Source organism: Parabacteroides chinchillae (assembly GCF_900108035.1).
Lineage (GTDB): Bacteria > Bacteroidota > Bacteroidia > Bacteroidales > Tannerellaceae > Parabacteroides > Parabacteroides chinchillae.
In genome coordinates, this window is the sequence record NZ_FNVS01000008.1 from 148,682 (window position 1) to 174,785 (window position 26,104).

The window sequence follows — 26,104 nt, forward strand, 5'->3', positions numbered from 1 at the left end:
TTGTTACCAACAATTGTTTCTATCCACGCACAGAAGTGCGACATTTATATCTGCAAATATACTAATAATAATTTTTCAAAGAGATAAATCTATGTTTGATAATGTATAATCTTCGACAATGTCAAGTCTGCATCCTAATGCAGAGCATATTTTCTCCAAGGTATCAACTCTTACGTTGTATTTCCCAGCCTCTATCTTTGACAAGTTTGATCTATCTATACCAGCGCGTGATGCCAGTTGATCTTGTGTATATCCTCTTTTATCTCGGATATCACTAATTCTTGTACCTATAGTTTCTCTGATACTTTTCTCGGCTTTGTAAAGATTGATAGTTTTAACTTGTACAATTTCAGGTTCTTGTTTAATATAGGAAAACAACCCATCTTCATCTTGTTTTTTAAGATCAAGATAGTTTCCACTACCTTTTTCGATCATAAAAATTATATCTTCATCTGATAATTGATCTTCGGCCACATACTCGTGTTTATATCCTTCTTCATCTTTTAACTCATAAGCTGTTTTTTCCTCAAATAAATAGGGATGTCCTGTCTTTTCAATGAGGGCTTTTTTTCTCCTGATAGTGTCTATAAGAGCTTCCCTATCTAAATAACAGTCGTTGATAATGTATATGTGTTCTGTCATTGTTTTTTTTACCCGTCATGCCGATAGTCCAGCTTTAAAGTATTATTTGCCTACGTATTTACTTGCTTCTCTAGCGACATCGGTTAGAGACAAATCGTATCTTTTATCAATCCAAAAAGAGGATGATGTATTTTTAAGCATATCGGATTTGTACAAATCAATAACCTGGCGTATTTTTTCTTTGTTAGAATCAGGAGCTTTAGTGTACAATTCTTCAGCCGTTTCAATAAATTTTGTTCTGATGGATGTGGCCCATGATACTTGCTTGTCAGATCCGTTCAGTTCAGGAAGATTCATATCTTCCTGTACCAATTCTTTAGCACTTAACTCTTTTTCTTTCTTGTAGCATTCAGGACACAATCTGCCTGCAAGATATTCAGCCTTTCCTTCTCTTTCAGATACTTTTCCTACGATATTAACTGTGATCTCGTGACCGCATTTGCAAGTGATAGTATATTTTGCCATTTTTAAACTGCAGAATTTATAAGTGTTGCCACCACTTCTAATTGTTTTATATTGTATTACAAATATACAATTAATTTTTCAATGTGGCAAACTTACCACATTATTATTTGTATGTTTTATAACATAAGCGATAAATCCAATACGTCAAAGACCGTTCGATTACCTATACATCGAGAGGTTCATATCTTACAGGTTTTGAAACCATTATAAACTATCAGGTTTATTTTCTCCTTTATAATCCTCCATCTCGCACCATTCAGGAATATTGACAGGATCGACCCCGTATTGATGGTTTAAGACATTATTTATACTTATTAGCCGTTTGGATTTGAGACAAATTAACACATAGCCATGATTTGCTGAATCATCGATAAACCTCTTACTATTCGGGCATTCTGTACAGGTGTCTATTATTTTTGCTATTTTCATTTCTTTATTAAGTTATACGTTAAACACTCCGAATACTTCATTATAAGCATAATCATCCTTCAAATGAAGTTCTTTCCTTATCTTTTGAAGTGCATCTATTCCTTCCTTTATTTCTTCTTTTTTTGCTCTATAGCCTGCTACTGCATTGTTGAATCCTTTTTGTTCAAGCTCTTCTATTTTGAAATCTAACATTGCATTAGCGTAGCACAATGCGTATGATATAGCATCTATATCCTTGTATTTTATATTCATACTTTTTTATGGTTGAACGTTTTTAAATCAGGTATTTCTACGCCTTTATAAATATTTAAAGCAGCCTCTCGAAAACGAATATAATTATGACCTTCAATAATCTCTAATTGATCTTTTGCTATGTCAGAAAGCAGTTCTTTTCTATTTCTTATCCAAAGAATATCATGGTCGTTTTTTGCAAATTCATGATAAAAAGAAACAACTTGATTTGAGCCTTTGAGCGTAAAGAGGGTTAAGTATTCTACCCTTTCATAAAATATTTGTCCGTTTGAACTCCTTTTTAAATAGGCCGCTAATATGATACCCGATTGAGGTGCATATTCTCTATGGAAAAAATAAAGTATTTTCATATCCTTGTTGATTTTGAGGTTCTACAATCAGAAACACGATCTTGATCGGGCGCATAGCCCGGTATATCTTTAAATAGTATTGCATGAAAATCAAAACCTTTATTTTTAGCAACTTTTGCTAATGATATGATTTTGTATAAAAATGCTTTACATATTGATATATTACCTTGCCTTTTACAGATTTCGTTCAATGAACTACAGACATGTTCAATGTCGCAATCATTTGAATTGTAAAAAGTAACCATATGAACTAATTTCATATTATCAGTTAATGCATAATTAACTACTGCTTCATTGCAACCTTGTATCATTTCAGATACATTATTCATTTCTTTTATTTTCATTGTATTGATTTTTTAGGTTACCATTCTATCGTTAAATTGATATTTTTAAGGCTACAGCTATCGACTCGGTAGCCCATTGTTGTTAATTGCTCCATGACCGGAGTAATGAGGTTGACATCCGAAATTTCAGATGTGTAGTTCAGTTTAAAACGTCCCTCTTTTGCAGTACGTTCAATCATTTTAAATACATCATCCAAAATACTTTGGATGGCTTCGGAATTGTCATTCGCAATCTTTCTTGCGTCTTCTGCTCTTAATTTGCTCATCGCTGTATATTTAATAGTTAGTAATATTGTCAATCCGCATCTGGTACCCAGTTTATCGTGATTTCTGCCTTGACCTTGCCGGTACCCTTGCAATAATCACAGGCTTTTTCTTCATACTGGTTATACCCAACTTGTTCCGAAAAACTTTTCTGCCCATTACAGACCGGACACCGATAGCCTGTGAATGATATTTTTTCCCACACTTCCTGATATTCAGGAGGCATAACAAGGATTGAGTTTTGTTTTATGCTCATAATAAATAGTTTATAAAATTTGTTCCCGGTCGGGGAATCGAACCCCGACACAAATAACCGTTCAGGATTAGTAGTTAAATAATTCAGGTTCCTTACTTTCTTTCGTGTATTCCAACAGACAGAGGTCTATTAGCTGAGTTTCCCAGTTGATACCGGGGCGGTTCTTGTACATGGTGCGGAAAAGTTGGCGGCAATCTTCTGGCGATAAACCAGTGTCCAGTTTTGCTATAAACCGGTTGATCTCCCTCAGATAGATACGGCGCACCTCTATTATCTTGGCATTGCCTTTCCACACGCCCTGCAGATATATCTGCTTGATGGCCCCTACGCAATACTTAACCGGATTATGGAGCCGCATCGTAGTGAAGCTGTTGCAGTTCAGCTTTCCGTTCCAATTCGTTGTAAATTCTATTCTTTCAATCATAACTCTGTAATATTTTCCATTTTGTTGTTTGCAGGCAAAGCAATAGACAAAGTATTTTTCTGTTTTCCGTGCCACCCTGGATACCGAATACTGACAACCACAGGGACATACATATATCCAATATCCCGGGATGAGATTTACGGATTTACATCGTTTTACAGCCGGTTGAATGATGGCTCCAGACGTGTCCATACGCCCATTGTGTTTTTCTCGGAAAAATAAAAGTTTACCGAAGTGCCTTCTACCAAATGGCTTTCCTTAAACAGGGACATGATAGCGGAATATTCCGGGTCATTGAAACGTCCTTCCAGGTCATATAATTTACTGATAGACTTGTAGTCCAGATCGCCATACTTATTACGCTCCAGTAATGTCATTGCCAACTGGTACATCGGGTTGTCCTGCCCGTCTTCTTTTCCCTGAATCCATGCTTGCAGGAATTCGATCAGGCGGGTTGCTGCAGCATCGGCACGCTCATCAAACTTCTTTACTTTACAGGCTTTTACTTCTATTTTAAAGTCACCTTCCTGTACCGTATAGTTCATTTGTTCCGCGTTGCGAAGCTGTCCGTATTCAGCCAAGACCTGACGGAAAGCGCCCATTTCGGACACGCAGAAAGTATGCAAGCCCTTTACTTCTTCACATACGGAACGTACTTTTGTAGACACCCTCTGTACCAATTCGGCACGGATACCTTCGTAAGCCTCCCGCTTTTTCAGTGCAGCCTGGCGTTCTTCTTCCCGTTTTTGTTTGAGCAGGACTGCAATTTCTTCACTTGATAGTTTACTTAAATCTGTCATGATTGTAATTGTTTTATGTTATTAATACTCCATTGATTTCTCACCCGACAACCGGACATAGGCAACATCTATCTGGTTAAGCTTATCCAGTAGCCTTTGGTCTGTTGGATTCTCGAAAAGCAAATCCAGAATCCGGTCGCTTTCTTCTTCCAGGCGCTTCATTTCCTCCCGATCGGCAGGAGTGGTAACTTTCCTGTCTTGTTTGATTTTTACCATGACGGCATTAGTTTAATGCGGCAAGCCGCTGTTCTTTTAATTGTGCCTCCTGGCTGGTGATCCGGCGGCGTTCAACCTCGTCACGGATAGCATACAGCTTCATCCGTAGAGCACGCAAACCTTCTTCGTCCAATTCATACAGCATACGGCCACATACATGTGGATTCATCATGAACCGGTTTACGTTTTCCCAATCCTTTGTATCAATACCGATTTCTGATATAATACGTAAGCATTTGTGACGTAATTCACGGACAGTCTTGTCTGTATCTTCTTCTTTACCATACATGATCCGGCGTACACGGGCTATTAACTCGTCCAGTGCGCTTTCAGATAAATCAAGGGTTGATTCGACCCCATAGCTCTCGAGCATGTACGGCTTTGCCTGTAGCATCATACTTTTGGCCAACAACACATGGAATACTTTCCGCTTTTGCTTTAGGTTTTCTTCGTTTGCCTTCATTTGATTGTATTTTAAGTGATTATTATTGTTCCCGGAGGCGGAATCGAACCGCCCCGTTAACCGTTCGGGATTAGTCTTTTTTTTTCCAGACCAGCTCACATTCCAAAGTCCCGTCTTCATTCACATTATTATAAATGGAATCTTCGCAGAACTCGCATTGCCGTTTGTCGGGATCAGCACGGAGGCTACAATAACCTTTCCCACACACTCCACACACTGAAAATTCTATTTCTACCTGTCCCCGAAGTGACTTATCCTTCATCCGGCATACATCCGCATGTACTTTATTTTTCCTGCATTGGGCACAAATGGCCTCCTTGTCTAATTTAAGTTCCATATAAATGATGTTTTAACAGTGAATAATCAGTCTTTTATTGGCAATTGGTATTTCATACGGAAAAAGCGTTCTGTGAACGGAACCCCCATTTCGTCGGCTTCACGCATGGCAGGTACAAGGAAGTCGTGCAATTCCCCGTAGTTTTCACACAAGCTACGGATCGTATTTTTGAATGCAACAGGGAAAGGCTTATCCGCCAGGAATACATTAAAGTCACGATCCATCGGCGTGATATACCGGATTCCGGCTTTAAAGCGGCGATAGAATTGGGGCATGCCCTGTTTGTTTTTATTCTTCAACCGTTCCATTGTATTTATGAGCTGGTCGGTTCCGATTAGGACAATAGCACAACTCCAATTGATTGTATCGTACATGGCTTTCAATGCCTGGAATGTGCTAAGTGTCAGGTTTTCGGCTTCGTCAAAGATGATAACCGGCTTGCTCCCGTCAAAACGCCCTTGTGTGTATAACCATACGTTTAAGATGGTAAGGCGCCTGCCGATGCTTTTACCTTCCGCCGTACGTCCCATTGCTTCTGCCATCTTATCTATCAGGTCATTTACCGTGTCATAGCGGTGGCACGTAATAACAAATACACGGTTCGGAAATTCTTTTTTAAACCTGTCAACTGTATATGTTTTCCCTGATCCGCTTTCACAAATCAAGACACGGGTAGCACTCGTTGCCAATGATTCGCGTAGTTCAAGGTCAATTGCATTATACTGTGGGGTGTCAACATGTGGCCAGTATTCTTTTTGCAGCTTCATGCCGATACATTCGGCCAATTGCCGGAACCAACGTTCGGCTATTTCCTTGTTTTCTCCTGTTTTTGAATCCTTATACGTAAAATCAAAACGTAAAATATGTGATACATACATGACATTCACTTTCGTAAAAGTGGCCATCTGGTTGACCCCGGTTGTCTTATCACTTACCCAACCGTTAGCGGTTGCATAATCAATGCAGGCTTGTGCAATTTCCCGTTTTTGTTCTAATGTTATCATATCAATTGTTTTTATATAGTTTCTTTCTCATTTGCATATATTCGTCTTCGTCTTGGCTGGAAGAAGGGACAACCTCTTTTTTCCGGTTTGCCTTTATTTCAAGGGCACGTTCTTTTTGTTCGTTGGTAACCTCTTTTGCATTCTTACCGCCATTAAGTTTGGCAGCTACGCCGTACGGCAGTTGTTCATCCAGCCAGTCTGCGACTTCGCGGGCTTCGTTTTCATATTGTAAAACAGCCTCTTTCTGGGCTGCCTGGCGCCATACATGGTGTCCCAGGTTATGGGCGGTTTCTTCCGTTTCTTCGGCGTGGCTCTTAACTGCCTTACGGGCAGCAAAGCAGGTAAACATAAAACGTCCGTCCATCGTATAGAGGTCGCATTCTTCTTCATCCCAATACATATGGGCTTCCACTGTGGCAGCATAACCCAGGTAATTACGGATCACTTCACTGATTGAAGCGACATCCGGTATTTCAAACATATATTTTTGTCCTGCTTTTTCGATTACGATATTGCCACGCTGGCGGGTAATTTCCTGTTTGGTATAGTTGCCTGCCACATGCCGCCATACACGGGAATCAATTTCATTTGCTTCCGGGTGGATACTTTCAGCGTATAACTCTGTACGGCTTTCACCTGTACGGGTTACCTGGTTGTTCCAATCGTCTATCTTTCGGGCTATCTGTCCAATTACTTCTTCATAGGACGGAAATGTTTCTTTATTCAGGTAATCCTCATTGGCGGTATTCTCTATATCAGTAGAACCCCAGCTTGACCCAAGCCAGTTAAACTCATTACGGATTGTTTTCTTAAACAGGCGGAACTGGGTTTCAGCATAGTTAGCTTGGGAGTTATGCGCTTCGATGGTTCTAACCTTTCGGCAAACTTGTGTCAAAAACTCTACGCTTTCACCGCCAGTGAATGCACCGTGGTTGTCGCTTACAAACTCCATGATCTCCCGGCGTCCGCATCCTTCCAAGCCCATCAAAACGGCTTGCTTCACCATTTCCGGCGTCTCTTTGTGCTGACCTTTTATGGCAGGTGCCCAGCCTACGATTTTACCCGTTGCAACGTCTGTAACCATAATGATATACAGACGCATGGAACGGAGTTTACCGGTTTTATCGAGATAAGAATAGGCTAATGTTCCGGAACCATCGGCACACCAAAGGGAATTTCCATAACGGAGGGATTCAGACGGTATGTATGACAGGAAAGTAGAAGCATAAGCTTTCCATCCGTGACGTTCCTTGTAGGTTTTAAGGCGTGTATCATACATGTTGGTATAATGGCAGAAGGTGGAATAACTCAGAACCTTTTCGCCCAACCATTGTATATCGCGTTCGTACTGGCTCCAAAGGGCAACCTTTGTTTCTTTGGCTGATCCGCCGAAGTTCATCCATAGCTTTAGGATAAGTGCTTCGTGGATGTCAAAGCGTTTTATTTCGCCTGTATCTTCGTCTACCAGTTTGTATTTACCCAGTTTACGGGCGTTATCGTTACCGAACCGGTTCGTTACAAAAAAGGCATATTGTTCCGATTCATCTGCCGGAAAATAATGTAATTTTTTGCGGAGGCTCCCTCCGGTTGTAATCATAAAACCTTCCAGTTGCTTTTTGTGGAGGATGGTTGCACAGGCTTCATAGAAAGCCTCTTTTGTTTTGATGCCGAACTCTTTGAATCCTCCATTAACAACCAGGGCTTTTATGCAGCGTGCCCATGTAATAGCTTCAGCCAACTCATGGGCTTTGTCAAGGTTGTATTTACAGGTACCATTTATCTTCTTAAAACGGAAAATAGTCACGTCGTTATTGCTGATCCGCTGGCTTACGTATTGCTGGATCATATCCGTTGTACTTCTTTCGACAGCCCTGCGTCCTATTTCCACGGAACTGTCAGCAGCCAGCAACAACGAATCTTTATCGCCCAGACGTGAACGGTACTGTGTATCTTTCCTGTCCGGTATTCTGTCAAAATCATAGTAAAACTGGCCGTTTATACGGGCATAACGCCAGGCTTTCCCTGTATCGGGTAGAATATCCTTTGACTGGTGGCAGGGAGGGACGGATTTCTTATAATTTAATCTACCTATTTTCCATAGATAGTCAGACATTCGTTCTCCCAGCACCTCGCAGATATACCTTTCCGAAACCCACAAGGTTGTGGCTTCCTGGAAGCGTCGTACTACTATGTCATTTTGCCGGATATTCATTGTTTAAATACTGTTTAAATTGTTTCCACCCCGGTCTCGCTCCGGTAATTGCAAGTCATTGGCTTTCCTAGTGGAATTTGTTTATATTTGCATCATCAAAACATTAATTTTCAGAGTATGATTGACCTTGAATTATTTAAAGACCCCGAAAATCAGCTAAGAATAGCTATAGACAGGATTAAACCATCATTGCTTGGTATGGAGTGCCCAATCCATAAGCGCAAACTGCGGTTGCGTTCCGTTCGGTTCTATTATGACGAAGAATATCTTTATGCCGAAATTTGGGATTATTGCTGTACAGAGTTTGCGGAACAAGTGGCGAACATAATCCTTGAAGGAAAGATGTTTGACAAAGTATACATCATAGAAGGAGATCAGAAAAGACTCTGCAGATAGCTCTTTCGTTTCTATTCCGAAGGTATTTGAAGTTAGTTCTTTATCTCCATGCATTCTGAAAAAATCATGGGCATGTTCTTTGGCCTCTTGTCTGCTGTAGCCTGTAACACAAGCTGTCAATATCAATCTTTTGTAGCTTTTAGTTGTCATTGTATTATGATTTAATTATGTTATTTTCCACCGCCTAGCTTATCCAGCAACTTATTCATTCGTTTAAAGTCTCTTTTTGGAAGGTTGGCCATAATGATACACCAAACAGCCACACTGGCTAACATGGCGTATGCTTGCCAGGGAATAGGAATACCTTCATCTATACACCATTCTATAGTTTGCAATCCTCCGACAGCAAACACAACCATAAGTACAGACATAAGGAGTAGAATTAATGCCCTCATATTAAAGCCCTCCAAATAAATCGGGCTGGTTGCTGGCAAATACCTGAACCGCCGTGGAACGGTTATACCTTCCGTGTACAGAGGCAATGCCATCTTTCACGAATACCAAAACATCCACTTCATGTTTATATTTGGTAATGTTTTCACCCATTTGCATGACCAGGTGCCAGGATAATTTACGACGGCTGAATTTCTTACGAAGGCTTACCCACTGGTCTACATTCATCTTTACATGTTGAACGGAATCAATAAAGACAAAGCGGTACCCACCCTTTTGTAGAAGCCTTTCAATTTCATTCAAATCACGCAAATGCACAAACCGCACGTTCTGAGAGGTAACGCCGCATAATTTTATGCGTTGTTGTAAAGTCTTACTATTGATACGTTCTTCTGCAGATATATACAATATGCGTCCGAACTGGCTGACATATTGGGCAAACTTGGCGCAAAATGTACTTTTACCACTTTTTGCCGGCCCTTGTATAAGGGTCGAGAAACGTATATCGGGTTCTCCAAAGATACGTTTCCAGTCTCCTGTAAACGGGTACGTTTCAATTGTACGTTCTGCAATGTCTTTAGGACTCCATGTTTTCATAATTACTTACTGATTACGGTTACATTTTCTTCTTTTTTTACAGAACCGCCTAAGTCTATTGCAACTTTGCGGATGCGTTTTGAGAGGTCGCTGTTAGTTTTGCAGTTTAATGCAAGGCTAACGGTTTCACGCCTACACTGGAATATTGTTTCCAGCTTTTTCCTGATCTCTGTGTCTACTAAAATTTTTGCCATATACAACTCGTTTTGTGAATATTTTCTATCTTTACAGCCACCCTAACAGCTGTTATGATGTTGCAAACATACACACAATTTGGGAATATGCAAACAAAATGGGAATAAATATCACACAAAATGGGAAGTTTTTTTAACAAAGGAGATGTACTTAATAGGATAAAGGAGCGTTATTCTTTAAAAAATAATGCTGATTTAGCTCGTTTTTTAGGTGTTGCACCTAATACTATTACGAACTGGTACAATAGAGGTACTTTTGATATTGATCTCATATACACAAAATGTGAAGGAATTGATTTTAATTGGTTATTCAAGGGAGGTAGTATCATTCCTTCTGAGAATGCGAAAGCAAATAACGCTCCTCTGATTTCATTAGTGTCCAACTATGAAGATTTAACACGTATCCCTATCGTTGATATATCAGTTGCTGCAGGTTCTGGATATATAAATTCAGACTACATAGAGGAAGTAGAATGCATCTCTATGCCGTCTACAATGATCAAAGATGGGAAGCAATATCTTTGTGTACGCGTGAAAGGTCAAAGCATGGTTCCTTCTATCATGGATGGAGGCTATTTGATCATTCGTTTACTAGATAGGTCAGAATGGGAGAGTATTCGTGATAACTATGTATATGTAGTAAGCGATACGGAAGGCAAAGCCTATGTAAAAAGATTAAAAAATCGCTTGCGGCAGCACGGCTTTATTGTCTGCATGTCCGACAATGTGGAAAAGCAACACTATCCCAACTTCAACCTATATCAAGAAGAACTAAACACCATTTGGTATGCAGAGTGGTATTTCTCCGCTAAGATTCCCAACATTCAGGAAACTTATTACCACAAACAAGCCGAACTGGAAGACAGAATAGATGAACTAGCCTTACAATATCAACAACTGTCAAAAGCTATTAATATACATAATTCATAAAATCATGTCGTTCCAATATAATACATTTGATACTGCTTATTCTGAGATCATAAATATAAATCTATTTCGATTTCACATAGCTAAAACAAAAGAAGATGTTTATATTATTAATGAATTATTTCGTAAAAGTTCCTCTTTTTCTAATTTCAAAAATGCAATATTTGAACTATTTCCAAACTATGATATACAATCATTACAAAATGAATATTCATATGCTGTAAATGCTTGCCTGTTGGGTTCTACTTATTGGCGACTAAAAGGGAAAAGCAAACTATTTCCTTATTGGAGAATTGACACCATAAGAGATAGAGAATATCCAGTAGAATTTGATCTAATTGATGGAATAATACTTTCATCTGATTTGGATGCATGGAATAGTATATTTCCTCCTAATTTTTCAGGAGACATATCATATGTTACTCCTTGTATGGCTCATGAAGTAGATCATATAGACCATCATTTAATGAATGAACGATTAAAGCAATTTCAAAGTACGACTTTTTGGAAAGAATGTACATTGAAAGGTTTTGGCATTAATCGTGCTATAATAGAATTGGCAAACAAAGAGAATGAGCAATATTTGTTATCATTATAAAAAACTACTAGTACAACTTTACGCCATAGAAAAAAAGTATGGCATAAAGTATGGCATTTTCTATGGCAAACCACTAGTACAATTTACGCCATACTTTATGCATCATTTGCATACCATAAAAACACCCTTTCAGGGGTCATTCAAAACAACATCTTTAATTTGCCTGTTTTTAGCCCTGTGACACGCGCCAAATTAAACTTAGGTAACTTTGTCCAGAAAAAAGAAAGCCTCCGTTTAAAAGCTGATTCAATCTAGTTCAACTTTAATGAAGGCTGTTCGAAGTGGTTGTTTTCGTCCTAACTATTGTTTTATAATGACTTATCTATTTTTTTATATTTTGTACTATTGGTATTGCCCCCTATAAAAAACCTAACGGATAGTGAATATCTTTATAGTTTTTAAACACGAAAGTGAATTCGGATATGCAACATATAAAAGAAAGATTCTATCTTTGTAAAGTCATACAGTATTATTAAAACCACGAAATATCATGAAGAGATCAAGAACCACGCTGACGTGCATGCTTGTATGCATGCTTTTCGTTTTTACGCACTTGGTGAACAGTGCGGTTTCTGTGAAGAAAAAAAATGGAAATATTATTCTTTCCAATGGTAAAACGGAACTTGTTTTTTCGGATTCCAAGAATTTTAAATTAGTTTCCATGCATGCCGGAAACCGGGCGTTGCTTCCTGCAAAAGGAGTCGATATGGCACCCTGGCAAATCACATATAAAGGAGAGAATGGGGAAAATCCTACACTACTGCCGGTAAACGGCACCTACGAAGGAGTGGAAGTGAAGGAAGAAGGCAACCGTGCCACACTCGTTTTTACCTGGCAGATGGTTTTACGGTATACGCCTACATATCCGGTTCGCATGTCTGTGTCTTTGTCTGACGATTCCGAACTGGCACAATGGAACATCGAAGCTTCTATGCCGGAAGGTTGGGTGGTAAGCCAGTTGGAATTTCCACGTATTCCGGTGTCCAGACCTGAAGGAGCTAAACTTATCATTCCTTTTGGCTGGGGTATAGAATATGAAATGGGACGGCAGAGCGAATATGGAGCACGTTATCCTTCATGCACAGGCGGTATGCAGTTTTTGCTTATGCATAATTCCGAAGGTGCTTTTTATTATGCAACCGAAGACCGTGGCGCGTGCGGTAAATCATTAAAGGTGAAAGATAACGGTACGATCGCTACTTTCCAGACAGATATTGTTGCATCTGAAGGCTGGACAAAAGCGGGGCATTTTAAGTTACCCTGGACTACCGTTACCGGTTTTAACCCGAAAGGCTGGATAGCAGCCACTACTGAATGGTATCGTCCGTTTACTTTTACTACCGAATGGGGAGGCAAACTGTTGACCGAACGTTCTATTCCGGAATGGCTCCGCAATGCGGATATGTGGATCCGTCCGCGTAATTTATCTCCCGAAATCATGCAAGGAGTACGGGATGCTTTGAAATTTTACGGTAAAGGATGCGGCATTCATTGGTACGACTGGCATCAGATTCCTTATGATACACATTATCCGGATTACTTTCCGGCCAAAGAAGGCTTTGCAGAAGCTGTAAAAGAAGCGCAGAAGTTGGGAGGTCATGTTACACCTTATATAAATGGCCGTTTATGGGACCCGGCAACGGAAAGCTATGGCCGGTTGAATGGTAAGGATGCCTCTTGCCGTAAAGCGGACGGAGCTTTGTATACCGAGGTGTACGGTTCTAAAGTGCCTAACTCGGTAACCTGTCCTTCTTCCCCGATCTGGCAGAATATATTGAAGGGATTGGTAGACCGTATACAAAACGAACTGGGAACCAGCGGCGTATATATCGACCAGATAGCAGCAGCGGCTTCCGAACCTTGCTATGCTAAAAATCATTCGCATCCTGCCGGAGGCGGAGATTTCTGGCCTAAGGCCTATCGCAGCCTGCTGACAGATATGCACGCTAATCATCTGAAAAAAGACAATATCTTCACCAGTGAAGAAAATGCAGAGTGTTATATCGACCTTTTCGACATGCTGCTTGTGGTAAATACGGCTCATAATGCCAATATCCGTATGGTACCTCTTTTCCCGATCGTATATTCGGATCGTGCTATATATAGTGGATTTGCTTATCAGCCTTCAAACCTGACCGATGGAGTGTTCCGCTATATCAGTATGCAGAGTTTGTTGTGGGGTTCGCAACTCGGATGGGTGAATCCTGTGCTTCTGATGAAACCCGAATCGCGTACCGAAGCACAATTCCTGAAAAATATGATGTTATTCCGCAAGAAACAACACGACTTGTTCCTGGGCGGACGTTATATGCAGGAAATTATTCCTGCGGGCGATAATCCAACGCGTGATATACCCGGTTACGAAATCTCCCCGGTAGTTCGCGCAGCCGAATGGACAAGCGTAGACGGCAAGAAGGCCATACTTGTAGTAAACATGGATGAAAACAAACATAAAGTGTATTTACCTGGAAATAAAGAAATAGAAATAGACGGACTTAGCTGTATGAGAATAAACCAATAATAAGTAATTCGTTAACAATTTATGAGAACCATTATGAAACATCGAGTAATTACATTCGGAGAAATTATGCTCCGCTTAGCCACACCGGACTATTTACGTATCTGCCAGAGCAACCAGTTCAACGCCACTTTTGGTGGGGGAGAGGCTAATGTCTCCGTGTCGCTTGCCAACTACGGTATCGAGACCGAGTTCGTAACCCGCCTGCCTGAGAATGATCTGGCACGCGCCTGTGTAATGGATTTACGTAAATACGGTGTAGGAACATCGCACATTGTTTATGGAGGAGAACGTCTCGGTATTTATTTCCTGGAGACGGGTGCTGTAGCACGTCCCAGCAAGGTGACGTACGACCGTGCACATTCTTCTATTTCGACCATTCAACCCGGTATGGTTAACTGGGAGGAAGTGTTTAAGGATGCAACTTGGTTTCATTGGACAGGCATTACTCCTGCCTTGTCGGAAGGGGCGGCGGCTGTTTGCCTGGAAGCTATTCGGGTTGCAAACCGGATGGGGATCACTGTATCTTGCGACTTGAATTATCGCAAGAACCTTTGGAACTACGGAAAGACAGCTTCGCAGGTTATGCCGGAACTTGTAGCCGGATGCGACGTGATTCTGGGAAATGAAGAAGATGCGGAGAAAGTGTTTGGTATCAAACCCGAAGGATTTGACGTGGCGCATACGGGAGGAAATGTGCAGGCCGATGCATTCCGTTCGGTTTGCACCCAGCTTATGACCCGTTTCCCGCGTGCAAAGAAAGTGATCATCACGCTTCGGGGTTCTATTAATGCCAATCATAATACCTGGGGAGGTGTGCTTTATGCAGATGGCAAGCTCTATGAATCCCGCCGTTATGACATAACCCATATTGTTGACCGCGTAGGTGGTGGCGATTCGTTTATGGGAGGTCTTATCTATGGCTTGCTTACTTATACAGGCAACGACCAGAAAGCGTTGGATTTTGCAACGGCGGCCTCTTGCCTGAAGCATACGATTTATGGCGATTTCAACCAGGTGTCGGTTGAAGAAGTAGAGAAACTAATGTCGGGTGACGGCAGCGGACGCGTTGCAAGATGATAATAAATAAACATTATGGCAAGATTCAATAAACTGCAAACTATAGAGGCAATGCGCCGCACAGGTATGGTTCCTGTTTTCTATAATAAAGATGCGGCAATAACGCTGCAAGTAATAAAAGCTTGTTACGAAGGCGGTGTACGTGCCTTCGAGTTTACTAACCGTGGCGACTTTGCCCACGAAGTATTTGGCGAAGTATCCCGCCGGCTAAAGGACGAATGCCCGGATATGATACTTGGGGCTGGTTCTGTTGTAGACCCTGCTACGGCTGCTTTATACATGCAATTGGGAGCAAACTTTATCGTTGGCCCCTGCTTTAATGCCGAAGTGGCCAAGGTGTGCAACCGCCGTTTGGTTCCATACATTCCGGGCTGTGGGTCGGTAACGGAAATTGGTACGGCACAAGAAGCCGGCTGCGACGTATGTAAGATATTTCCTGCCGGATCGGTGGGAGGCCCTTCCTTTGTTAAGAATATGCTGGCGCCTATGCCTTGGACACAGATTATGGCTACCGGGGCTGTGGAACCGACCGAAGAGAACCTGTCCGCCTGGATTCATGCAGGTGTGGCATGTGTAGGAATGGGATCGAAACTTTTTCCGGCAGAAACGATAGCTAAAGGAGATTGGGCACACATCAGTGCGCTTTGTTCCGACGCATTGGCCATCATAGACAGGCATAGATAACCTGAAGGAGGATATATAATAAAATGCGCCCCTGCTCTCTTTTTTCAGGAAGGGAGCAGGGGCGGGTTATTAATAATACGAAAACATATTTCTTCTCTCTGCAAATCTGTCTATCTTTGCAAAAAGATGAAGAAGATGAAACATTTGAATATATGGATGATCTGTCTTTCACTGTGTTTGCTGGCGACTTGTACAAACAAACAACAGGATGCAAAGATGATATCTGTAACCATAGAACCTCAACGGTATTTTGCGGAACGGATTGCAGGGGATAAATTTAAAGTCAATAGTGTTGTTCCATCCGGCCAAAGCCCGGAGACATACGACCCGACGCCCCAGCAAATGATACAGATCGATAAAAGCCAGGCTTACTTCCGGATTGGTTTTATCGGTTTTGAACAGGCATGGATGGATAATATTATAAAGAACAATCCGGATCTGAAAATCTTTGATCTTTCGGAAGGAATGGAATTTGTCCGTAATGAAGAAGAGCATGACGGACATCACCATGAAGGCGAACACCACCATCATCATCCGGGAGGTATAGACCCGCATGTGTGGAGTTCTTTGCAAGGTTCGAAGGTGATAGCTCAAAATACGCTGAATGCATTTATTGCTTTGGATAAAGAGAATGAGGCGTATTACCGCGACAATTACGATCGTCTTATGGGTGAAATCAACCAGACTTCTGAGTCTATTACTTCTTTACTGGAACCCTTGAAAGGGACGGCTTTTATTATCTATCATCCGGCTTTGACCTATTTGGCTGATGAGTTTGGATTGCATCAACTCTGTATAGAGATGGATGGCAAGGAGCCTTCGCCGGCACAACTGAAGCGATTAATAGAAACAGCCAAGGAGCATGATGCCAGAGTTGTCTTTATCCAGCAGGAGTTTGACCAAAGAAATGCCGAACTGATTGCCAAAGAGGCAGGCTGTAAGCTGATACGTATAAATCCGCTGGATTATGACTGGAATAAAGAAATGATACATATTGCCCAATCTCTTGCCGATGGAAAAGCTGATTGAAATAGACAATGTAACGGCCGGATATGGAACGAAAACCGTATTGAAGGATATTAAGCTGGATGTATGGAAAGATGATTTCCTGGGGATTATCGGGCCGAATGGCGGAGGAAAAACAACTTTGCTGAAGCTTATATTAGGATTGTTGTCTCCAAAATCGGGAACAATCCGTTTCTATAGCAATGGCGGGGAAGTATCTTCCTTGAAGATAGGCTATCTGCCGCAAATGAATAATATAGATAAAAAATTCCCCATATCGGTATGTGAAGTAATTGCTTCGGGTTTAGCAGCAGAGAAACCTTTGTTCAGAAAATATAATAGTTCGCAGCAGGGACGGATAGAGAAGGTGATAGGGCAAATGGGACTGGAAGATTTGGCTACCCGCCCTATAGGGGAATTGTCAGGCGGACAGTTGCAGCGTGTTTTGCTGGGACGCTCTATTGTTTCACAACCGCAAGTGCTGATTCTGGATGAGCCTAATTCGTACGTCGATAAGCGGTTTGAATCGCGTTTCTACCAATTGCTGACAGAAATAAATAAGGAAAGTGCCATCATCCTGGTTTCCCATGATATAGGAACTGTGCTGACTATGGTGAAAAACATTGCTTGTGTAAACGAGTCTCTGCATTATCATCCGGGAGCAGATGTGTCGGAAGAGTGGCTGGGCGAGAAGTATGCTTGCCCGATCGAACTTGTCGGACACGGAAACTTGCCGCACCGGGTACTGAAAACACATGAACATGAGCATTAGTATCCATTAAATCTTTATTATACAATGATACCACATATCTTAGGCCTTATAAGCATTTCCGAGATCGGATATATTATCGGAATTGCAGTTATTATGTTTGGCTGTACGGCAGTAATGCAAAACCCGTTCATCAGTACGGGCAAGAAAGTGCTTTGGATACTTACTATCCTTTTACTGAACTGGATCGGGTTATTATGGTATTACTATACCTATTATATGAAAGATAAATAATACGGATATGAAGATATTGATAACCGGTGCAAGTGGCTTTATTGGTGGATTCCTGGTAAAAGAAGCCCTTCGGAGAGGATATGAAACATGGGCGGGAATCCGTTCCGGCAGCAGCCGCGAACATTTGCAGGATGAACGAATCCATTTTATTGACCTGAAGTATAATAACAGGGAAGCGTTGACTGCTCAATTGGCGGAGTTTGCAACTGCCGGAGGTGCGTGGGATTATATAATCCATAATGCCGGACTGACAAAGACATTGGACAAACGCAACTTTTTCCGGGTAAATGCGGAAAATACGTATAACTTCGTTGAAGCACTTCATGCTGCCGGTTGCCAACCAAAGAAATTCCTGTTGATGAGTAGCCTCAGTTCGTATGGTTGTGGCGATGAAGATACATTCAGTCCTATCCGCCTGGATGATTCTCAACAACCGGACACGGCTTATGGAAAAAGCAAATTGCTGGCAGAAAATTATGTACGTTCGCAAAACTACTTTCCTTATGTCATCTTACGTCCTACCGGAGTATATGGCCCGGGTGAGAAAGACTATTTTATGGAAATAAAAAGCATTCGTTCCGGACTTGATTTTGCTGTAGGGTTCGTTCCCCAACGCATTACATTTATATATGTGAAAGATTTGGCAACCGTAGCTTTCCTGGCTTTGGAGAACGAGACGATTCTTAACCGGCATTATTTTGTTGCGGACGGAGATGTATATACCGATGAAGAGTTTGCGCGTATTATCCAGGAACTGTTAGAGAAAAAACATGTATTACATGCCCGTATTCCTTTGTTTTTGGCATATATAGCTTGTATTTGTTCTGAGGCTATCGGGAAACTATTGAATAAAAGCATGACATTGAACAGCGATAAATATATTATCCTTAAACAACGTAACTGGATATGCGATGTGGAACCGCTTCGGAAAGAACTGGGTTTTGTTCCTTCTTATCCGTTGTGGAAAGGGTTAGAGGAAAGTATTGCGTGGTATAAAAAGGAAGGTTGGCTGAAATAAATCAGTCAACCTTTATTATTTTTCCCGAATTTATTCCTTCAGTGGAAATCTGAGGATTGCCTTTGTACTTAATAGTTCCCGAACCGGCAATTTCAGCTTTGATAAATTTATTTGCATATACCTCTAAATCTCCACTACCGGCAATTTCACAACGTACTTCGTTTACAATAAAGTCCAGCGCATACACATCTCCACTGCCTGCAATTTCGTAGGATGCTTTTTCGGCTTCGCCTCCTAGAGTTAATTCGCCGCTACCTGCAATTTCGGATTTCAGTTCTATACAGAATAGTTTCTTTGCATTCAGAGTGCCGCTACCTGCTATATCGATAGAGAAATTCTGTACAGTTACACTGTCATTCAGGTTTATTGTCCCGCTGCCACTCATGGATATATTTAGTTTGTCTGATATGAGTGTGCTGTTTACGTTGACATTCATAGAACCGGATGTTTCCAATTCTTCCAACTTGCTGGAGTTGGCAGTTATTGTAAATTCGGTTGGAGAGAAACTAGTCATCCGATATTCGGTTTTCGGCTTTACTTTGAGGGTGTGGTTCTCAACAATAAAGTCGAACATATCGTAAATGTTCTTGTCTGTAGTTACTTGCATGGAAGCTTCGTTTGCAGATTGAGTATAGTTAAGAATCATCTTGCACCCGCTCATATCTATCTCTTCGAAGTCGCTGATGGAAAGCGTTTCGGTAACAATGTTGCCATCTCCATTTACTACTTTGAAAAAGCAACTGTTCAGTAAAAGTAATATGGAAGTTGCACATAAGTACAAAAAGATTTTTCTTGTCATATTGTTATCGATTAGTTATTGACGCATTTTATACTTCCTACTCCGGACTTGTTGGATTGAACATTGGCTGTACCTTTATATTTGATAGAACCGACACCGGAAACATTCGCTTCCAAATTATCCGAGACATTTACTTCGGCTCCTCCTACACCTGATACTCCACATTTCATATCTTTCACAACGCAGTCGTAGCAATAAATATGGCCTACACCAGATACATGGAAGTCTCCTTTGTCTGCCTTACCGGTCAGTTTAATATTTCCTACTCCCGATACGCGGCATGACAAATCACCGCATTCCAGATCGTTCATTTTTATATCGCCAACACCGCTGACGGAAGCTTTAAGCTCTTTAAGTTGTATAGGCCTTTCGGATACAAAGTCCATGCAACCGCTGATATTTACTTTTGTCAGATTCCGTGAAGATCCATTGATTGTTAATTGGGTAGGAATTAATTTGGTCTTCCCGTCTTTGGATTTTATAGTTAAACTGTTTCCGTTTACCTTAATCTCTATAAGAGGCAAAAGATTTTCGTCTGTTGTGATTTGTAACTGTGGAGCATCTTCTGTTAAAACGTAGTTGAATACAGCCGGGTGGCTGGATCCGCCAAATATGTTTTTTCCGCTCTCGATGTTGCTGCCTAAGTCGATTTCTGAAAAATCACCAATCTCTATGGTACGGGTTACGATAGAACCGTTACCTTTTACCTTTTGCTGGCCACTCTTAAAGCTGATGTTTGGTAACACCGTTAGCATGGAAACGATACATACCAGTCCTATTAGTAATGTTTTCATAACTTTTGCCCTTTATGGTTTAATTATTTTACTTCTTCAACGGTTCCCTTGCCAATCACTTTCTGCTGAACTGCCGTGGGACCTTTGTAACGGATATTTCCTTTGCCTATAATGGTAGCTTTCAAGTTATCGGTAGGATGAACTTCGGCAGAACCATTGCCTGTAATCTTGCAGGTCAGATCGGGAACAGCAACGCCAAAGGCGTGAATATCTCCACTGCTGACTATACTATATTTTCCTTCTTTTGCACTGCCGTTTTTCAGAGTAATAGAACCGGAGCCATCCACATTACATTCTATTATATCTACTTTCAGGTCGTCTATTACCATATTGGCACTGCCTGAAACATCCATTTCCAGTTTGCTTACGGTAACCAAATGTTTTAATTGTACCAGGCTGTTTGCATTTGCTTTAATTTCCAATTCATCTCCGGTTAAAGGAGTATTAAGTATAAAATTGCCATTGCCCGAAACCTTTGCGCCTTTTAACCATTTTGAATTTGACTTCACAATGAATTTAGTAAAGTGATCTACCTTTGCACCTTTAAATCCGATAGACAATACACGGTCTTTTACTTCTATGTTTACATATTGATGAAGGTTTTTATCAATAGTTACTTCCATGGATGGTGTCGTTTCAGATTGTTCATAACTAAAGTCGATCACTCCATCTATTTTTATTTCGTTGTAATCGTCAATAGAAATCTTTTTTGTAGTAAGATTTCCATCTCCTTTCACTCTGTCTGCCGCCATAATAGAGGTGGTAGAGAAACATATTACCAATGCCGTAAGCAACCAGGTTTTTGCCTTCATATACGTAATGTTTTAGAATTGTTTCTAATAATAAGACGACTTGTAAACCAAATCCGTTACAAAAATAGCAAAAAAAGTTTCTTTTGTTTGTATTCAAACCATAGAGACTCAGATGAATTATTAATTGACTTTTTTTATCGAACCTGGTCCAAATACAGAGGTGCTTGCTTTGGCGTTTCCTTTGTGATAGATGCTGCCGCTACCAGTTACAGTGGCATCAATGTTTTCTGTTGCGTAAGCTTTTATTTCGCCACTTCCGGCTACACTGCAATCCAGTTTTTTTACAATGCATTTATAAGCATTTATTTCACCGCTACTAGCTACGTTGTAATTGGCACGTGGCGTTTCACCTCCTAAAGTGATATCTCCGCTTCCGGCCAGTGAACATTCAAGATTATCTACACGTATATCATTTGCATTAATATCTCCGCTGCCAGCTAAAGATAGGGCTATTTTGCTTCCTTTTACCGCTTTTGTGAAATTGACAGAACCACTTCCTGCTAAATTTACCGCCAGTTTATTAATGGACAAGTCACTTAATACGGAAAAATCTCCGGACCCTACAGCCTGAATTTCTTTAAGGTTTTTTGAATTGGTTATTATCTTAAACTTACTGGGATTAATATTACAGGTGTTTCTCCATTCGTTATCGGGATCATCCAATGCCTTGGGGGCTACTTTCAGAGTTCCCCCTTCTACTTTAATGGAAATATAAGGAAGCACATTCTCATCAATGATTACAGTTAATTTCGGGGTTTCATCAGATTGCTTATACTCAATATAAGCAGAACAACCAATCATATTTATAGATTCATAATCTGAAATTTCGATCTTTTTTGTTATTATATGCCCGTTGCCACGAATGCTTTTTTGAGCAATGCAACCAACTGAAACTGTTATCAATAAACAAAAAATAAATAGGCAAGTACGTGTTTTCATAATCTAACTTTTTTATTAAGTTCATTCGTTTTATAAGACGTATAATAAAGTTGTACTGTTGCATAATTATAAAAATTAATCAGCTTTAGTGATGATATTAGTTATATTAATACTAATTAACGCAAACAATTGTATGTGTTTACGATTTATTCGTAGATTTGTGATGTTGTCATAAAATATAATTGTCATGGAAAAATTAACACATCAGGAAGAAGAAGCGATGCTCTGGATATGGCATCTGGGGCCTTGCTTTGTAAAAGATATTCTGGCAAAATATGCCGATCCCAAACCTCCCTATACTACGCTAGCTTCAGTAATAAAGAATTTGGAACGTAAAAAGTATGTCAAAGCTAAACGTTATGGCAATACATACGAGTATACACCCTTGATAGAGGAAAGTGATTACAAGCGAACCTTCATGACGGGAGTAGTGAACAACTATTTCAAAAACTCTTATAAAGAGATGGTTTCATTCTTTGCCAAAGATCAGAAAATCTCGGCCAATGATTTGAAAGACATCATCGATATGATTGAAAAAGAGAAAGAATAACGTTAAAATATATATACCATGAATCCGGAATTTGCCTACTTTATGAAGGTGAATATGGCGCTTGTACTCTTTTACGCCTTCTACCGCCTGTTCTTTTATAAAGATACGTTCTTTAAGCTGAGACGTATGATTCTGTTGGCGTTTTTTGGTTTGGCATTGCTCTATCCCTTGTTTAATATACAAGATTGGGTGAGAGGCCAGGAACCTATTGCAGACGTAATATATATGTATAGTGCCGTCATGTTGCCGGATGTGACTGTGCAGGCAGCAGAGCAATCAATAAACTGGAAATTGGTTTTACCAGCTTGTGCTGTCGGTATATATGGAGTAGGGGTTCTTTTGTTGATTATACGTTTTTTCATTCAATTAGGTAGTATTATACGGCTTGCTTTTACTTGCCGGAAGACGATGGTTCATGGAGTGATGGTACGGTTGCTGGAGCCTTCTGCAGGACCGTTTTCTTTTTTCCGGTTCATATTCATTTGTCCTGAAAACTTTTCGGATAAAGAGACTGATGAAATATTGACACATGAATGTACACATGTGTCGCAATGGCATTCAGTTGACGTGATCATAAGTGAGATTATAGCTATTTTCTGTTGGTTCAACCCATTTGTTTGGCTGCTCAAGCGCGAAGTGCGCCATAATCTGGAATATCTGGCCGATAATAAAGTGATACAAGCCGGTTATGATAGCAAAGTCTATCAGTATCACTTGTTAGGATTAGCACATCATTGCCAGGTATCTTCGGATTTATATAATAGTTTTAATGTCATACATCTGAAAAACCGTATTTTTATGATGAATAAAAAACGTTCGCATGGAATAGGGCGTACAAAGTATCTTATATTTCTTCCCCTTGTGGGTATACTTATGTTATTAAGTAATATTGAGGCTGTGGCACGTATAACAACAGAGCTGGCCAATGGAGCTTCTTCCATTGTAAATGAAGGAAAAAAAGTAAAAATAACTGCTACAGTGGTAGATGAAATGTATAAACCGCTGATCGGTGCAAATATCTTAATAAAAGGAACTTCTAGTGGTACGATAACAGATAATAAAGGTGTTTTTGTATTAGAAGCTCCTGAGGATGGTGTCATTTCTGTTTCAGCTTTAGGCTGTCTTGCCAGAGATATGGAAGTCAGTCGTATAAGAGATAATATGAAGATACAGTTAATGACGGGCGGTACATATTCGGAAGGAAGGTATTTCACCGTAGTAGAACAAATGCCTCGTTTCCCCGGTGGGGATAAGGCATTGTTGAAGTTTCTCGGTTCAAATATCAAATATCCGAAAGAAGCACAGGAAAAAGGTATTCAAGGACGTGTAATTTGTAGTTTCATAGTTGATTCGGAAGGCGATATTCGTGATGCGCAAATAGTACGTGGAGTAGATCCGTCATTGGATACCGAAGCACTGCGCGTAGTCGGTTTATCCCCCAAGTGGACTCCCGGAATGCAGAGAGGGAAAGCTGTTCCTGTAAAGTATACGATACCTGTTACGTTTTCACTTCAACGCTCAAATAACCAATCTTCGGAAAGCGGGAAAGTACAAACTGTAGAGCAAAACCCTGGCAATACCGTATTTCGTATGGTAGAACACATGCCACGTTTTCCTGGTGGTGAGAGCGAACTGTTGAAGTTCCTCGCTTCAAGTATCAAATATCCGAAAGAAGCGCAGGCAAAAGGTCTCCAGGGACGTGTGATCTGCCGTTTTATTGTGGAAAAAGACGGTTCGGTAACAGGTGCTGAAATTGTCCAGGGAATAGATCCGTCATTGGATACCGAAGCGCTGCGCGTGGTCAATTCATTTCCTAAGTGGACTCCCGGAATGCAGAGAGGAAAAGCTGTTCGTGTAATGTATACCGTACCTGTTACGTTTAGACTGCAATGATTAAGATTATATCCATATTGTTGTTGGCTTGGGGCTTTTGTTTACAGATAAAAGCCCAGTCTTCTACTTTGCAACAGCTAGTAGATAAAAAACGGTATGCAGCAGTTACTGCCCGGGCCGATAGCCTAACGGCTGCCGACTCGGCGGATTATGCTACGATGTCTGCTATCGGACAAGCTTATGAAGGGATGCTTCAATATCGTAAGGCCTTTGGTTTTTATACTTGTTGCCTGAATATGGATACATCTAATATCGATATGCTTAATACGTTGGCTCGTACTGCTATAAACTTGGGGCGTGTATCAGATGCCAAGCGACTTTTCTATAAAGTGTTATCAAATGACAGTACAAACTTTTATGCCAATTATCAGTTAGCCAGGCTTTATCAGCAATTGGGCGATTACCGTATGGCAATAGATATGTATCACCAGTTAATGGATTGGAACGGGGTCAGTTCTGCCCTGTATCGCAATGTGGGTGACTGCTATACGAGACTGGAAGAATATCCGGCCGCTGCTTTATGTTACTTTCAGGCATATAATCAGAATCGTGAAAATGCCAGCCTGGCAAGTGCCTTGATTAATACAATGCTACGGATAGGAGGAACTTATCAGCAAGAGGCTTTGGCTATATGTGATACGGCTTTGTACTATAATCCGGATAACCGTTTGTTACGGCAAAACAAAGGGATGGCACTATATATGAATAGAATGTATTCCGAAGCCGATACTTTATATGCTCAACTTCTGGCAGAAGGCGATTCTTCTTACTTTACTTTAAAATATGGAGGTGCATCCAAATATTATGCCGGACAGTATCTGGATGCTATTGAGCCGTTGGAAGCGGCATATAATAAAGATACTACAGCTGTTGAGGTAAATCTTCTGTTGGGTTCTGCATTAGGAAAAACTTTTGATCGAAACAGGGCCTATGTCTTGTTAGACAAAGCGGAAGAAGGACTTAAGCCGGATGAATTCCTTTCTAACCAATTACTTGGTTTCAGGGCGGAAACGAAAATGAAAGATGGCCATTTCAGGGAGGCTTCACGTTTGTATTATCAGATGTGGAAAAATGACCCCGGGAGACTGGATGTCTTATTCAATATTATGAAAATGTATAGCGGTGGGTTTGATGTAAACCAGTATAAGAATGAAGAAGACCGCCAACGCGGGCTTTTTATATATGTACTTTACCTGAGTGAATATTTAGAAAGCAAAAAAGATAAAGAATCTCTTTTTTATTACAGGCCATTACTTGAATCTTTTTATCAGGATATGTTTTTTAAGAGCGTGACCGAAGAAACAATGTTGGCACCTGACGGTAAAAAAAGTAAACTCACTGTGATAGACCTTCGCAATCTGATCTGTAAATTGCCCGAAATGCCTGATGACTTTCGTAATCAGCTGAATAAAGTAAAGAAATAGCCCTTGTCCATTTAAGGTAAAC

General features: G+C 40.6%; 34 protein-coding genes. 12 read left to right on the plus strand and 22 right to left on the minus strand.

Features of this window, described 5'->3' with window-relative positions:
* Positions 1-75: 75 nt before the first annotated feature.
* From C4S38_RS15925 to C4S38_RS08280, 18 genes are all read right to left on the minus strand, one after another.
* A complete protein-coding gene (locus C4S38_RS15925) occupies positions 76-642 on the minus strand; it encodes a helix-turn-helix domain-containing protein (RefSeq protein ID WP_200817951.1) in 567 nt (188 codons plus the stop codon).
* Positions 643-684: 42 nt separating this feature from the next.
* On the minus strand, positions 685-1,107 hold the full coding sequence (locus C4S38_RS08195) for a hypothetical protein (RefSeq protein WP_103983316.1): 423 nt from the start codon (positions 1,105-1,107) through the stop codon (positions 685-687).
* Positions 1,108-1,548: 441 nt separating this feature from the next.
* Positions 1,549-1,788, minus strand: coding sequence for a hypothetical protein (locus C4S38_RS08205; RefSeq protein WP_103983318.1), 240 nt, complete (start codon positions 1,786-1,788; stop codon positions 1,549-1,551).
* The gene (locus tag C4S38_RS08210; protein ID WP_103983319.1) at positions 1,785-2,138 is read right to left on the minus strand and encodes a hypothetical protein; all 354 of its coding nucleotides are present in this window, start codon (positions 2,136-2,138) and stop codon (positions 1,785-1,787) included. Before C4S38_RS08210 ends, C4S38_RS08205 begins: the two co-directional genes overlap by 4 nt.
* Complete coding sequence (locus C4S38_RS08215; RefSeq protein WP_103983320.1) at positions 2,135-2,482, minus strand: hypothetical protein; 348 nt, start codon at positions 2,480-2,482, stop codon at positions 2,135-2,137. The genes C4S38_RS08210 and C4S38_RS08215 overlap by 4 nt, the downstream gene beginning before the upstream one ends.
* Positions 2,483-2,499: 17 nt before the next feature.
* A complete protein-coding gene (locus tag C4S38_RS08220; protein WP_103983321.1) occupies positions 2,500-2,748 on the minus strand; it encodes a hypothetical protein in 249 nt (82 codons plus the stop codon).
* Positions 2,749-2,777: 29 nt separating this feature from the next.
* Entirely contained in the window at positions 2,778-3,002 is a 225-nt protein-coding gene (locus C4S38_RS08225) for a zinc finger-like domain-containing protein (RefSeq protein ID WP_146059466.1), read from the minus strand.
* 67 nt (positions 3,003-3,069) lie between these two features.
* On the minus strand, positions 3,070-3,426 hold the full coding sequence (locus C4S38_RS08230) for an ASCH domain-containing protein (RefSeq protein ID WP_103983323.1): 357 nt from the start codon (positions 3,424-3,426) through the stop codon (positions 3,070-3,072).
* Between the two features lie 155 nt (positions 3,427-3,581).
* Entirely contained in the window at positions 3,582-4,226 is a 645-nt protein-coding gene (locus C4S38_RS08235; RefSeq protein ID WP_103983324.1) for a DUF3164 family protein, read from the minus strand.
* Between the two features lie 21 nt (positions 4,227-4,247).
* Positions 4,248-4,442, minus strand: a complete 195-nt coding sequence (locus tag C4S38_RS08240) for a hypothetical protein (protein ID WP_103983325.1) — start codon at positions 4,440-4,442, stop codon at positions 4,248-4,250.
* A gap of 7 nt (positions 4,443-4,449) precedes the next feature.
* A complete protein-coding gene (locus C4S38_RS08245; RefSeq protein WP_103983326.1) occupies positions 4,450-4,905 on the minus strand; it encodes a hypothetical protein in 456 nt (151 codons plus the stop codon).
* Between the two features lie 70 nt (positions 4,906-4,975).
* Positions 4,976-5,242, minus strand: a complete 267-nt coding sequence (locus C4S38_RS08250; protein WP_103983327.1) for a hypothetical protein — start codon at positions 5,240-5,242, stop codon at positions 4,976-4,978.
* 26 nt (positions 5,243-5,268) lie between these two features.
* Positions 5,269-6,246 carry an ATP-binding protein gene (locus C4S38_RS08255; protein ID WP_103983328.1) on the minus strand — a complete coding sequence of 326 codons (978 nt, stop codon included), beginning with the start codon at positions 6,244-6,246 and terminating at the stop codon, positions 5,269-5,271.
* Position 6,247: 1 nt separating this feature from the next.
* Complete coding sequence (locus C4S38_RS08260; RefSeq protein WP_103983329.1) at positions 6,248-8,458, minus strand: hypothetical protein; 2,211 nt, start codon at positions 8,456-8,458, stop codon at positions 6,248-6,250.
* Between the two features lie 186 nt (positions 8,459-8,644).
* Positions 8,645-9,004, minus strand: coding sequence for a hypothetical protein (locus C4S38_RS08265; protein WP_103983330.1), 360 nt, complete (start codon positions 9,002-9,004; stop codon positions 8,645-8,647).
* A gap of 20 nt (positions 9,005-9,024) precedes the next feature.
* Entirely contained in the window at positions 9,025-9,225 is a 201-nt protein-coding gene (locus C4S38_RS08270) for a hypothetical protein (protein WP_146059467.1), read from the minus strand.
* Positions 9,226-9,250: 25 nt separating this feature from the next.
* Complete coding sequence (locus C4S38_RS08275; protein WP_099463432.1) at positions 9,251-9,844, minus strand: P-loop NTPase family protein; 594 nt, start codon at positions 9,842-9,844, stop codon at positions 9,251-9,253.
* Between the two features lie 2 nt (positions 9,845-9,846).
* Positions 9,847-10,038: a hypothetical protein gene (locus tag C4S38_RS08280; protein ID WP_099463433.1), complete on the minus strand. Its 192-nt coding sequence runs from the start codon at positions 10,036-10,038 to the stop codon at positions 9,847-9,849.
* Between the two features lie 120 nt (positions 10,039-10,158).
* On the opposite strand from C4S38_RS08280, the gene C4S38_RS08285 reads away from it, so the two are divergent.
* From C4S38_RS08285 to C4S38_RS08330, 9 genes are all read left to right on the plus strand, one after another.
* On the plus strand, positions 10,159-10,968 hold the full coding sequence (locus C4S38_RS08285; protein ID WP_103983332.1) for a LexA family transcriptional regulator: 810 nt from the start codon (positions 10,159-10,161) through the stop codon (positions 10,966-10,968).
* 4 nt (positions 10,969-10,972) lie between these two features.
* Positions 10,973-11,563 carry a hypothetical protein gene (locus C4S38_RS08290; RefSeq protein WP_103983333.1) on the plus strand — a complete coding sequence of 197 codons (591 nt, stop codon included), beginning with the start codon at positions 10,973-10,975 and terminating at the stop codon, positions 11,561-11,563.
* 490 nt (positions 11,564-12,053) lie between these two features.
* A complete protein-coding gene (locus C4S38_RS08300) occupies positions 12,054-14,084 on the plus strand; it encodes a DUF6259 domain-containing protein (RefSeq protein WP_234999326.1) in 2,031 nt (676 codons plus the stop codon).
* A 33-nt stretch (positions 14,085-14,117) separates the two neighbouring features.
* Positions 14,118-15,161 (plus strand): sugar kinase, encoded by a 1,044-nt coding sequence (locus tag C4S38_RS08305; protein WP_103983336.1) that lies wholly within the window; start codon positions 14,118-14,120, stop codon positions 15,159-15,161.
* Between the two features lie 15 nt (positions 15,162-15,176).
* Positions 15,177-15,845: a bifunctional 4-hydroxy-2-oxoglutarate aldolase/2-dehydro-3-deoxy-phosphogluconate aldolase gene (locus C4S38_RS08310; RefSeq protein ID WP_103983337.1), complete on the plus strand. Its 669-nt coding sequence runs from the start codon at positions 15,177-15,179 to the stop codon at positions 15,843-15,845.
* 135 nt (positions 15,846-15,980) lie between these two features.
* Positions 15,981-16,874, plus strand: coding sequence for a metal ABC transporter solute-binding protein, Zn/Mn family (locus tag C4S38_RS08315; RefSeq protein WP_103983366.1), 894 nt, complete (start codon positions 15,981-15,983; stop codon positions 16,872-16,874).
* The gene (locus tag C4S38_RS08320; RefSeq protein ID WP_103983338.1) at positions 16,858-17,622 is read left to right on the plus strand and encodes a metal ABC transporter ATP-binding protein; all 765 of its coding nucleotides are present in this window, start codon (positions 16,858-16,860) and stop codon (positions 17,620-17,622) included. The genes C4S38_RS08315 and C4S38_RS08320 overlap by 17 nt, the downstream gene beginning before the upstream one ends.
* A 24-nt stretch (positions 17,623-17,646) precedes the next feature.
* On the plus strand, positions 17,647-17,853 hold the full coding sequence (locus tag C4S38_RS08325) for a hypothetical protein (RefSeq protein ID WP_103983339.1): 207 nt from the start codon (positions 17,647-17,649) through the stop codon (positions 17,851-17,853).
* Positions 17,854-17,860: 7 nt separating this feature from the next.
* The gene (locus C4S38_RS08330; protein WP_103983340.1) at positions 17,861-18,871 is read left to right on the plus strand and encodes an NAD-dependent epimerase/dehydratase family protein; all 1,011 of its coding nucleotides are present in this window, start codon (positions 17,861-17,863) and stop codon (positions 18,869-18,871) included.
* A 1-nt stretch (position 18,872) separates the two neighbouring features.
* Here the strand turns inward: C4S38_RS08330 and C4S38_RS08335 are convergent, their stop codons facing one another.
* From C4S38_RS08335 to C4S38_RS08350, 4 genes are all read right to left on the minus strand, one after another.
* A complete protein-coding gene (locus C4S38_RS08335) occupies positions 18,873-19,670 on the minus strand; it encodes a head GIN domain-containing protein (RefSeq protein ID WP_103983341.1) in 798 nt (265 codons plus the stop codon).
* An 11-nt stretch (positions 19,671-19,681) separates the two neighbouring features.
* Positions 19,682-20,464 (minus strand): head GIN domain-containing protein, encoded by a 783-nt coding sequence (locus C4S38_RS08340; RefSeq protein ID WP_103983342.1) that lies wholly within the window; start codon positions 20,462-20,464, stop codon positions 19,682-19,684.
* Positions 20,465-20,487: 23 nt separating this feature from the next.
* Positions 20,488-21,276 (minus strand): head GIN domain-containing protein, encoded by a 789-nt coding sequence (locus C4S38_RS08345; protein WP_103983343.1) that lies wholly within the window; start codon positions 21,274-21,276, stop codon positions 20,488-20,490.
* Between the two features lie 120 nt (positions 21,277-21,396).
* Positions 21,397-22,215 (minus strand): head GIN domain-containing protein, encoded by an 819-nt coding sequence (locus tag C4S38_RS08350; protein WP_103983344.1) that lies wholly within the window; start codon positions 22,213-22,215, stop codon positions 21,397-21,399.
* 187 nt (positions 22,216-22,402) lie between these two features.
* Between C4S38_RS08350 and C4S38_RS08355 the strand changes: the two genes are divergently transcribed.
* Genes C4S38_RS08355 through C4S38_RS08365 form a run of 3 tightly spaced genes read left to right on the plus strand, consistent with a single transcriptional unit; the run spans position 22,403 to position 26,082 of the window.
* On the plus strand, positions 22,403-22,765 hold the full coding sequence (locus tag C4S38_RS08355; protein WP_103983345.1) for a BlaI/MecI/CopY family transcriptional regulator: 363 nt from the start codon (positions 22,403-22,405) through the stop codon (positions 22,763-22,765).
* A gap of 18 nt (positions 22,766-22,783) precedes the next feature.
* Positions 22,784-24,658 carry a M56 family metallopeptidase gene (locus tag C4S38_RS08360; protein ID WP_103983346.1) on the plus strand — a complete coding sequence of 625 codons (1,875 nt, stop codon included), beginning with the start codon at positions 22,784-22,786 and terminating at the stop codon, positions 24,656-24,658.
* Entirely contained in the window at positions 24,655-26,082 is a 1,428-nt protein-coding gene (locus C4S38_RS08365; protein ID WP_103983347.1) for a tetratricopeptide repeat protein, read from the plus strand. Before C4S38_RS08360 ends, C4S38_RS08365 begins: the two co-directional genes overlap by 4 nt.
* Positions 26,083-26,104: the final 22 nt, after the last annotated feature.